Source organism: Sporosarcina saromensis, assembly GCF_033253735.1.
GTDB classification, from domain to species: Bacteria; Bacillota; Bacilli; order Bacillales_A; family Planococcaceae; genus Sporosarcina; species Sporosarcina saromensis.
In genome coordinates, this window is the sequence record NZ_JAUBDI010000016.1 from 65,168 (window position 1) to 76,258 (window position 11,091).

General features: G+C 41.8%; 8 protein-coding genes and 1 riboswitch. Of the genes, 1 reads left to right on the forward strand and 7 read right to left on the reverse strand.

The annotated features are described in order from the left end of the window. Positions 1-43 precede the first annotated feature (43 nt). Positions 44-478 carry a hypothetical protein gene (locus QT711_RS14685; protein ID WP_317945473.1) on the reverse strand — a complete coding sequence of 145 codons (435 nt, stop codon included), beginning with the start codon at positions 476-478 and terminating at the stop codon, positions 44-46. Positions 479-760: 282 nt separating this feature from the next. Here QT711_RS14685 and QT711_RS14690 point away from each other — a divergent pair, with 282 nt between their 5' ends. After that, complete coding sequence (locus QT711_RS14690) at positions 761-2,305, forward strand: plasmid pRiA4b ORF-3 family protein (RefSeq protein ID WP_317945475.1); 1,545 nt, start codon at positions 761-763, stop codon at positions 2,303-2,305. Positions 2,306-2,646: 341 nt separating this feature from the next. Here QT711_RS14690 and QT711_RS14695 read toward each other — a convergent pair whose 3' ends face one another. From QT711_RS14695 to QT711_RS14720, 6 genes are all read right to left on the reverse strand, one after another. Beyond that, on the reverse strand, positions 2,647-4,299 hold the full coding sequence (locus QT711_RS14695) for a catalase (protein WP_317945477.1): 1,653 nt from the start codon (positions 4,297-4,299) through the stop codon (positions 2,647-2,649). 621 nt (positions 4,300-4,920) lie between these two features. Beyond that, positions 4,921-6,237: an LLM class flavin-dependent oxidoreductase gene (locus QT711_RS14700; protein WP_317945479.1), complete on the reverse strand. Its 1,317-nt coding sequence runs from the start codon at positions 6,235-6,237 to the stop codon at positions 4,921-4,923. Positions 6,238-6,255: 18 nt separating this feature from the next. Next, the gene (locus tag QT711_RS14705; RefSeq protein ID WP_317945481.1) at positions 6,256-7,008 is read right to left on the reverse strand and encodes a 3-oxoacyl-ACP reductase; all 753 of its coding nucleotides are present in this window, start codon (positions 7,006-7,008) and stop codon (positions 6,256-6,258) included. Positions 7,009-7,142: 134 nt separating this feature from the next. Next, a riboswitch (TPP riboswitch) is annotated at positions 7,143-7,243 on the reverse strand. Positions 7,244-7,673: 430 nt separating this feature from the next. Then, the gene (locus QT711_RS14710) at positions 7,674-7,823 is read right to left on the reverse strand and encodes a hypothetical protein (protein WP_317945483.1); all 150 of its coding nucleotides are present in this window, start codon (positions 7,821-7,823) and stop codon (positions 7,674-7,676) included. A gap of 747 nt (positions 7,824-8,570) precedes the next feature. Beyond that, positions 8,571-9,329 (reverse strand): hypothetical protein, encoded by a 759-nt coding sequence (locus QT711_RS14715; protein WP_317945485.1) that lies wholly within the window; start codon positions 9,327-9,329, stop codon positions 8,571-8,573. A 146-nt stretch (positions 9,330-9,475) separates the two neighbouring features. After that, the gene (locus QT711_RS14720; protein WP_317945487.1) at positions 9,476-10,711 is read right to left on the reverse strand and encodes a DUF3238 domain-containing protein; all 1,236 of its coding nucleotides are present in this window, start codon (positions 10,709-10,711) and stop codon (positions 9,476-9,478) included. Positions 10,712-11,091 lie beyond the last annotated feature (380 nt).

Sequence of the window (11,091 nt, forward strand, 5' to 3'; positions counted from 1 at the left end):
ATTAACTGAATCTGACCTAGCATAAATACCTGTTTTCAATTGTTCAACTCTCCGTTAGCTCTCCATATCTTCTCTCGTCACCCATCCAATGACTGACATCACGCCATTTAACTTTCATAGAGAAAATCCAGGTAACATCCTCGGCGTTATCATTTGGTTTCCAATCATAAGCATCTGCCCATATAAACATTCCATCTTGAAGGATGAGATTCGCATCTAAGATTAAGCCAGCATCACCTAGATGAAATTCTTTCACCCCTTCAAAGAGTAATTCGATCGCTGATGGATCGTTAAATTGCCTTTGGAAGAGCATTTTAATGTTGTTATCAAGCCCATCACCAAATGCCATTGATAGATCCTTTTGCACATGGAAGTCGTTCCACATCACCAACTCTTTTAAACAACTGTCGTGAAAGTAACCAAACGTTTTTAGCAGTTTATTTATATCCTCAACACCTTCAACTTCATTCCATTCCATGTTTATCCCTCCAAGAGTTATTTACGCAGATCTATTTGACGGTGCCTGTGCCAGCAACAAGCAATTTGAGCATAACAAACAGTATACCTACAGCATCCAGATATGAAATTTAGTAGATTAACTGATTTCAACCTTACACAGGTATCTGTTACATCTTGTTGAGAAGAAAGCCCATTCTAGTGTAAAGTGTAACCAAGACAAATCATCACCTTATAAAAAGCAGCCTCAAGTTAACTATTTTATTCTATCAAAAAATTCACTTAAATAGGTGGGTGTGATTGTATGATTTATCAAATGAAAGTGGGCTTAAAGGGAATGAGCCCACCTGTATGGAGACGTTTTCAACTGGATGGGAATATGACTTTTGTCGACTTTCATCACGTATTGCAAGTGGCGTTTGACTGGGAAGATTCACACCTTCATTCGTTTATGATGTTGCGTAGCGGTGGAGAGAAGACAAAGGTAGAAATCGGACCCGTTGAAGATAGAGAAAATATGGTATTTCCGTTTTTCTCTTTCCACGATTTTTATGAAGAACAAGAAGAAAGAATATGCGACTGGTTCATGGCGGAGAAGGACCGCGCCATTTATACCTATGATTTCGGCGCTGATTGGGAGCATGAAATCGTGCTTGAGAAAATCCTGAAGCCCGAACTGGATGTGCACTATCCATACTGCTTGAAAGCAATGAAACTGGCACCCGAGGAAGATAGCTGGGCTATGGATGCCTCTATTCGAGAGAAGGACTGGCGAGAGCTTACCGAAGAAATAAACCTTAAACTAAAAACCTTGGAAATCGGATTACTGGATTCCGCTAATCCTGACGATGAATTTGATTGGCTAGAACTATTAGAGGAAGCAAAGTCCTTCAACAAACTCAAGCCATGGGAATTGCTTGAGGATGATCAACTATTCATTGTCGCGGATTGGGAAAGCCGTCAGTTCCTTTACTGCTCGGTACTTGGAGCGGGAGGAGAGGAGTACGGATTAGCCGTATATGTTGGGAATACTGGACTCCAAGCGCTAAAATCAACCCTTTCCGGGGATTCCACCAGAGACATCTTTTTGAAGCAGCGCAGTTTGCTCCTTTCATTTGTCGACCGTGATGAACTGGATGCAGCCGATTACGATTTGCTCAAACAGCACGGCATGTCGTTCCGTGGACGGAAACAATGGGTCCAAATGCGCAGCCTTGTACCTGGCTACTACCCTTGGCATGTAGACGAGGATGAAGGCCGAATGCTGCTTGTCGCAATTGAACAAGCAAAAGAAATGCTTAAAGAAGTTGAGAGAGGCCTTACGATTCCCTCCTACTCAGGTGGAAATACGTTTTTTGGACGAATGATGCAAGAGACTGAAGAAGGCTATGAATGGCAAAGCGTTCACATTCAGCTGAAAGAAGAAAAGCTGAAGCAAGACGACAAGCCCTCATTGCACATAAGCGAATTGGATATGAAACGTCTAGAGAAAATGCAAGTACTTCATACATCCATTATTTTCGATTTTGTCATGATCGACAAGCCTATTCAAGATTCACCATTCGAGAGACCCTATTTCCCAACCCTGATTGTCGCGCTCGATGTAGAACACGGTTTGGTGTTATATCAGGAAGTGCTCAAATCCCTGAATGTTAAAGAAGAGATTCAGAAGGCTTTCCTAAAACTGACCGAGCAGCTTGGCGGCATTCCAAAAGCCATGACCGGTAAAAAAGACACCGCAATTTCACTAGCACCGGTCACGGACCAATTGCCAATTACAATAAATACGGTAGAAAAAATTCATGCGATTGATGAATTGCGTGATGCAATGAGCAGGATGCCATGGTGAAACCTGTAGAAAAGCGGTGTCTGTGAAAGAAAAATTCGGGTTAGTTCAACCATGCATAGGCACCTGGTTTTAATAAAAGAGCAAACATCTCACGACAGTTGGATGTTTGCTTTTCTAATTTGACGGTGCTTGTGACAGAAACAAACATGTTAATTCAAGCAATTTGAATGGGTATAAAAGCAAATATAACAAACATTATTCTACAACATTATAAATTTATGTTTATGCAATTGTAGTGAATTAACTGAATTTAACCTAGGTACCTGTTTTCAGCTGACGTCTTCGCGCACGCCTAAAACACCCGCATGCCTTTCCACGCGGGTGTCCGTCCTATATTCCGATCAATATGGATCTGCTTCGTTGCTCTTATCGACTGCGTCATGTGCAGCGTCGGCTGCTTTCGGCGTACCAAGACCGAATTTCGTCTTGCCGGACTCGCGACCTGGCAGGTATTCGTCGGCGGTCATTGTCTCGTTCTCTTGCATTTTCTGTTCGATTCCTTCTTTCACGCGCCGGCCGTAGTCCTCATCGGCTTTCGTGAAATGTTCGACCATCGCATCCTGGATACGCTTGTCGCAGACGGCGAGGGCTTCGGACAGGTTGTTGATCAATTCATCGCGTTCCCAGTTCTCAAAGCTGCGGTACGTGTCACCGGCCTGGCCGTAGTTGTTCGGCCGGTCGATTGGCGCGCTCATCGCTGCCGCGTTGAAGGTCGGGCGGTGAGGCGGTCGCTCGCCTTTCGGTGCCTCCTGTAAACCGCCAATCATTGATGGTTCATAGTTGATATGCGGATTGTCGCCCGCTTCGTTCGGGTCGCGGTGGTCCATCTGGCCGCGCATTTGATTCGTGCGGACCGCAGTTTTTGGCGCATTGGATGGCAGTTGCAAGTAGTTGGATCCAATGCGGTAGCGCTGCGTATCCGAATAAGAGAACGTCCGTCCCTGCAACATTTTGTCGTCGGAGAAATCCATGCCATCGACGAGGACGCCGGTTCCGAATGCCGCTTGCTCGATCTCCGCATGAAAATCAACCGGATTCCGATCAAGCACCATCCGTCCGACCGGCAGCCACGGGAATTTATCTTCCGGCCACAGTTTCGTGTCGTCCAGCGGATCAAAATCAAGTTCGTCGTGGTAGTCATCTTCCATGATTTGGACAAACAGTTCCCACTCCGGATAGTCGCCGCGCTCGATCGCTTCATAGAGATCCTGCGTCGCATGGCCGACGTTCTTCGCTTGTATCTTATCGGCCTCTTCCTGCGTCAAGTTCCGGATGCCCTGCTTCGGCTCCCAGTGGTACTTCACGAGAACCGCCTCGCCTTTATCGTTCACCCATTTATACGTGTTCACCCCAGAGCCTTGCATATGGCGGTAAGTCGCAGGAATCCCCCACGGTGAGAACAGGAACGTAATCATATGTGTCGCTTCCGGCGAGCGGGAGACAAAGTCGAACATGCGCTGCGGATGCGGAATATTCGATGCCGGGTCCGCCTTGAATGCATGAATCATATCCGGGAACTTCATCGCATCACGGATGAAAAAGATCTTCAAGTTATTGCCGACGAGGTCCCAGTTGCCGTCTTCCGTATACATTTTCACCGCAAAGCCTCGCGGATCCCGGGCAGTTTCAGGTGAATCCTTGGCACCGCCGACTGTCGAGAAACGAACGAGCAACGGCGTCCGCTTCCCAGCACCTTGAAACACTTTCGCCCGTGTGTACTTCTCCACCGGCTCGTCCCCGACTTTGCCATACGTCTCAAAATAGCCATGCGCCCCCGTACCCCGCGCATGAACGACACGTTCCGGAATCTCCTCACGATCGAAGTGCGAGATCTTCTCGATGAAATGATAGTTCTCTAGCGTCGCTGGCCCGCGGTCTCCAATCGTCCGGATGTTCTGGTTGTCCCTGACCGGATGCCCTTGGCGTGTCGTCAATGTCTCGCGGTGTACGTCCTGCCCCTTTTGCTCATTCTGATTCGTGTCCTTTTCATTCAAAGAAATTACCTCCTACGCTAGTCTATTGGAAGTCCGCCAATTTAAAATCGGCAGTCGTCAATGTAAATAGCCTACCCTCAATTCAATGACAAAAAACACGAACTTTCGAAAGTTGCCAAGGGACCTTCTGCATCAGTTTTTGCTATTCTTCATGTACACTGGATTTCAAGTGGTGAAATGTTTGAAAAATTTTCGATTAAAATAGGCTTTCTGTTCTTTTGCCTACTTTTCTCATGGAATTGTATCTATTTTTCATGATACATCAAAAAATCACCCAAACTCGCATAGATGTACAGCTCTCCATTTTATTGACACACGGCAATAAGCACCGAGATGTCCTGGAGACTTATTATAATGAAAGAAGCCATCCATCATCTCGTATTGATGGAAGCATAAACGGACACGACGGGCGTGATTATGGGTTAACAAGGGGATGCAATGATTTCCTCAAGGAAACTGACAAAAGAGACTAAAATGTGTTGCATTCCTCCAATTTTGACGGTGCTTGTGACAGAGACAAGCACTTTGAATGGGTATACAAGCAAGCATAACATACAGTACACCTACAATATTCTGAATTTACATTTACGCAATCGTAGTGAATTGACTGAATTCACGCTATCACAAGCACCTGTTTTCAAGCCCTAAATATTCACGTAACGTATGACCTTCATAATCGTTTTTGTAAATACCTCTCTTTTGCAACTCCGGCACAATTAATTCAACAAAGTCTTCTAAACTACCGGGCAATGTCGGCGGCATAAGATTAAATCCATCAGCCACCCCTTCTTTAAACCAAAGCTCCATCTGATCGACAATCTCATCCGGTGTGCCGATGAGCGTGAAATGTCCCCCACCAGCATTCAGATACCCCAACAGCTCCCTTACTGTCGGGTTTGTATCATGAATGATTTCCAGTATCGTCTCGTACCGGCCGACTGGTCCAGTAAATTCTTCGACGGGCGGCAATGGAGGAACCTTTTCATCCAATGCCCAATCGGAACAGTCTTGCCGGATAAACATGCTCAGCTGTTTTAAAGCTGTTTCAATAGGAAGTTTCACATCTATTGCGGCTTTCTTGGCAAAAGCCTCTTCACGGCTCTCCCCCACATAGGTGACTAAGCCCGGAAACACTTTAATATGTCTGTTGTTCCCGCTTTGTTTCACTTGCTCATTTAGTTTGTCCCGAAATCTTTTGGCTTGCTTAAGATTCCACGACACTGAGTAAACGGCATCAGCATGTTTTGCGGCTAATGCAATGCCTTGTTTGGACGCCCCTGCCTGCATCGCCACCGGTTTACCTTGAGGGCTTTTCGGCGTAGTAGACGGTCCACACACTTTAAAATAGGTGCCTTCATGATGGAATGGCGAGATATTTGCAGGATTAATCAACTTCTTCTCTTCACGTTGATGCAAAAATGCTTCACTGTCCCATGAAAGAAATAATTTATTCATTAATGCAGCAAACTCATCTGCCTTTTCATACCGTTCATCATGCGAGGGCAGTTGATCCATGTTATGATTTTGCGCCTCAACATCAGTCATTGACGTAACAAGATTCCAGCCGACACGGCCTTTAGTGATATGGTCTAAACTCAAAAGCTGGCGGGAAGCTGTAAACGGATTGGAAAAAGTGCTTGAAATCGTCGGAACTAACCCGACATGGTCTGTCACTTGGGAGATGGCTGTTAAATTGATGAGTGGATCAAACCAAAATGCCGGCAGGTCACTGGAACTCTTTCCTGCAAAAGATTGATTATCCGCGAAGAATACGACGTCAAGCAAACCCCTTTCCGCCAACTTGGCCAAGTCTTGATAGTAAGAAATCTCACCAATGCGTTCAACACTTGAGTCAGGCATGAGCCAAGCAGCTTGGTGGTGTCCGCACCCATACAGCAAAACACCTAAGTTCAATTGTTTCCCTTTTTGTTCAGTCACGTTCCACACCCCCATTTGTCAGTTCATCGTTAAGCCGCCATCGACTGTATAATTCTGCCCTGTAATGCCGCTCGCATTGTCTGAAGACAAAAAAGCGACCATATTTGCAACATCTTGAGGCGTTGTTACCTTTTTCAACGGCGTCGAGTTCGCAATTAAATCAAATACTTCCGGCGTTGTAACAGCACTCGCATTCGTTGTTTTCAATAAGCCCCCTGAAACGACATTCGCTTTTATGCCGTATGCCCCTAACTCGGCAGCGATATTGCGTGTAAAACCGATCAATCCGGCTTTCGCTGTCGTGTATTCATGATAAGGAACGACAGGATTCTGAAACAGATTCGTTCCGATATTGATAATACTTCCATTTTGTCGTTCAATAAATTGAGGAATGACACTTTGAATGACGTTAAATGCTGCTTTTAACGTCCCATCCAACTGTCCCTGATAATCTTCCCAAGATAGTTCACTAAACGGCTTCTGCTTGACTGGATCAAATTTGAAATCGATTAATGCATTATTGACGACCACATCAATTTGCCCGAAGTATGCCGTTGCCTTTTCCACCATGCGCTCTACTTCTGCACGATTGGTGACATCCGCTTGAATCGCAATCGCATGATCTTTTCCAATCTCAAAAGCCATCTTGTCGGCTGCCTCTTTGCTTTTATTGTAATTAATGACGACCCGAAATCCTTGGCTTGCCAATGTCCTTGCGATCGTTGCCCCTAATCCTTGACTACTTCCTGTTACCAACACGACCTTTGTCATTTCAACAGCTCCTAAACATGTAATAGTTGAATAGGCAAATGGCAGCTAAAAAAAATACGCAACCTTCCAAAAGGAAAGTTGCGTAAAACAAATATGACACACTAAGAAAAAGACAGAGTCATCCCTCTTCATATGTATGAATGTTTACACTTTCCTACGCTAGCATCAACTAGATCAGGTTCAAAGGGTTTGAGTTTCTACTCATCTCAGTTAAATAACACCCCTAGTGCATCCTATTAAGTTTTTAAGGTTTTGTAAAACGATTGCTGCCATTTCTACTATTCTTATGGGTTTTCATCTTAAACCATATCATACTGTATGATTCATTACAACCGGGCCATTTATTACCTAACATGTTGTCCTTCCAAACGGTCATTCAATAAAGGAGCTCAAATAAAGACGCTGGGACAAAACTCTAAATAGACCGTTCCTCTGCGCTCCAAAAGGCACGCTTTCCGCGGGGCGCGCTTGAGCCTCCTCGTCCGCTGCGCTGCCTGCGGGGTCTCAACATTCGCGCTACAATCCCGCAGGAGTCGGCCTTTTTCCGCTCCGACTCACTCAAGAATTTGAAAAGAAACACTGGAAAAATATTAAAAACTGCATTAAAAGGCGAATTAGCCATAATGCAGTTTTTTTATGTTATGTCCCAGCCTCTTTCGCTCCAATTATTGATCTGTTTGTTTTTGCTTTTTATTCAAATACTCTGTACGTAACTTTTCAAGATGCTGCTTTTTATCAAACTTAACAGGCTTGTTTTTTTCATGATATTTAGTCACAGCCGATTGACCTTTATAATCCAATTGATATTTTCCCACTTTGTTCACCTACTTTTTCTTTTCACGACTTTAAAAGAGAATCTATTCATCAAATAGAATGCGCATTATTTAAATGTAGTATACCATTTACCTTTATTCGCGTACTGATTGCAGGTGTAGGAACTTTACTAATAAACACTACAACCACGACATTCTTGTATACACAATTGTCATGAATTAACTAAATTTAACCTGACACAGGTACCCGTTTTTAAGAACAAAGTTGGCCGAAAAAAGAAGAGCAGCAGGGGCTGCCCTTCTCCTATACGCGCTCTCTATCGGATTAATTTGATTCACATCTTATTCTCTACTTATAGTATACCATCATCTGATTCTCATTTATAGAGTACTTTTCCCGCCACCACTGCCTTATACTTTAATACTAATACTTATGACGGTGCCTGTGCCAGAAACAATCACGTTAATTCAAGTAATTTGAATGGTTATACAAGCAATCATAAGAAACGTGATACATACAACATCCAGATTTTATGTATATGCAATTGTAGTGAATTAACTGAATTCAACCTTGCACAGGCACCTGTTTTACTGCTTATTGTTTGGGCGCCTGGCATATAAAACGCGGGAAGACATCGAAAGCGATTGATTCCTTACTTCCCTTGGTCATATAACCAACCATTTTTGTACTTGTATAGCCTTGATGGTCTATACATTTCCTTTCCTGTGTCCATTATTATATCAACTATTTGTATTAGAGTTATAAAACCAACTTAATCAGTAAAAAACTCACCTGTTTTTTTCACTATAGTAGGGGGGGCGGATTCCAACTTCATCCTGCTTCGTCACGCTAACTCGATTGACTATATAGGATATGGACCAAGTTCCTTTTTGCATTATTGTACTCCAATTTTCTGTGAAGGTAACAACGTAGGTTTCTTTTTTGATTTTTTTCACTATCGTTTCTTTCTCAATGTGATATCCGCCAATTTCAACTTGCAACTTCTCATTATTTCTTGGAAAATTATCCGTCTCTATAGACAAAACCGATGTGAGAAATATTACTGCATCATCCTCTGTAAAAGAAGGAATAGGTGGAGAAGTAATACTTAAATATCCCCATGATAAAACAACTACAATTGCTGGTAATAATAAAAATATAGGAGTTTTTACTTTTCGAGTATATATTAATCTGTCTATGACCGAGTATAATAAGGCTGTCACTACCACGTAATAAACTAAATCTATCTCTCTAAAAAAGATACTTAATACTAATCCAGCAATACCATGTAATAAAAAATATAGCCAACCAATTCTATTTAACCACTTTCTCAGAAGGTATTCTATTACAATTGAAACTAAATTCCCGTAGACTAAAATAGTAATACCTGCGTAAATGAAAAAAAACAAAAACCATCCAAGAAATTGCTTTTCTTCTTCATATTGTGACTGGGGTCCAAAAAAAGCCAATAAGCATGAAATAATAATTGTTGTAGCAATCGTTGAAGATAACTTTCTTTTAATGAGATTCCAGGTATTTTTATTCACGAGGTACCTACCTCCATCCATTAATTCAGTCTAATATTGTATTTTCTAATGCAAAGTAGTCCTTTGAAGGAATATTAAGCGAGCAAGCTTTGAAAAAAAAATCAAAACTTGCTCTAATTAGAAGAACTATCTTCTGTTACATAGAATCATCTAGGGTCATACACATTAATACTTTGGTTCGGCCAAACCCCAAGTAATTTCCATGCATCCCCTGCGCCTTTTTTCGGTGAGAACGTGTAAAGACTTGTCCAGGTCCCCCCCTTGTTCTGACGATATATTTCATGCCATGGGAATTGGTCATGACTGCCGTACATATAGGTAGCACCATTTTTCGCAATGGTTAAGTCATAGTAGTAGTAAATATCCGGTAAAGGGACACCAAGAAGAGTATGAGGTGATTTCGCTCTATGGGTAACGTGAAAACCTGCCTCAGAAGCATTAATATATTTTATACCAAGCCCAATTCCTGATGACGAAGACGTTTTAGAGTTGGCAGAACTTGAGTCACAATTACTATTATACAATACGGAAGGGTAGACATATTTTGAAAATCCATACTCAAGAGTATCCCAGTCAACACTTGTATAAACTTCGGTTCTTGAAGTTCCCTTAGTAGCTGAAAAGCTTCTTCCATCCCCTTTACCGCATTGTAAAGTAGTATTATTAAAAGTGAACTTAAACGGATCTGGTGAAATAAAAGTTCTATGTTTTATTGTGCTAACATTACCAACTGCTTTTACTGAGAATTTATTACCCTTCTTGCTTAAATAATCCTCCAAAGAAATCCCGGTGTATTCTTGCGTTGTTTGCACTGGAAGACTAATATAATGATCACCTTTTTGTTCTTCCTTACTCTTAGTTTTGTTACTTTGGTCTTCAGCAAAAATAACCATATTATATTCTTCAGATGCATATAAATCTTGTAAAATAAATTCCGACTTTGTGACCGTATGGAATTCCCCACCATCTACTGAAATCAGATATGAAGTCGCATTACTTAAATCATACCAATCTACTTTCACAGAATTGAAGGAGGAAATAATATCTATACCAATTGTAGATTTATGTTTAGGATGAACAACTGATGTCTTTATATGATTATTTGTAAGTATATCGCCTTTACTATTTACTGCAAAAATGTCATACTCCAAATAATCTCCATCTTTTAAACCCTCATGCATGAATTTATTCTTATCTCCGCTGTATAACAAAGTATCATTAGAGTAAATAACATAATTATCTGCTTGTTTAATGTTGGACCAAGACAATTCAATTTTATTAGGCAACTTTTTTATAGTTACATTTAAATCCACGGGTTGTTCTGGTGAAAATCCAAATAGCATAAACAAGCTAAATACAAAAAACATATAAATCTTTTTCATTATTCTTCCCCCTCGTATATTAGTATTAATTTTTTCGACAGAATTCCTAGTTAATTCGTACGATTGTGATTATTTAGGATATCTTTAGGAGACCGAGATAAAGAATCTACTCACATCAATTGATCCTTGTGATAAGCAGGTAGGTAGTTCGCTTCGGCTATCCCAGTAAGGTTCTTCGCTGGTGATAAAGCAGAGAATATATGTTAAATTCAAATTACGTAGCCGATTGACGCTAAGCTGCTTATTTATCATGGCCTAATTGTTTATGGCACACTAGAAATGTAGAAAACGGCAGCTAATTTATGTATAAAAAAAAGGCCACTTGCCAACATCTGAAAAAATACTTACACTCCTGTTGGGCATTAAGTTCACAGGAGGTA

What these genes read in the sequence shown, in the direction of transcription:
- QT711_RS14685 (WP_317945473.1), bottom strand. Translation starts at nt 478, where the DNA reads ATGGAATGGAATGAAGTTGAAGGTGTTGAGGATATAAATAAACTGCTA.
- QT711_RS14690 (WP_317945475.1), top strand. Translation starts at nt 761, where the DNA reads ATGATTTATCAAATGAAAGTGGGCTTAAAGGGAATGAGCCCACCTGTA.
- QT711_RS14705 (WP_317945481.1), bottom strand. Translation starts at nt 7,008, where the DNA reads ATGACAAAGGTCGTGTTGGTAACAGGAAGTAGTCAAGGATTAGGGGCA.
- QT711_RS14720 (WP_317945487.1), bottom strand. Translation starts at nt 10,711, where the DNA reads ATGAAAAAGATTTATATGTTTTTTGTATTTAGCTTGTTTATGCTATTT.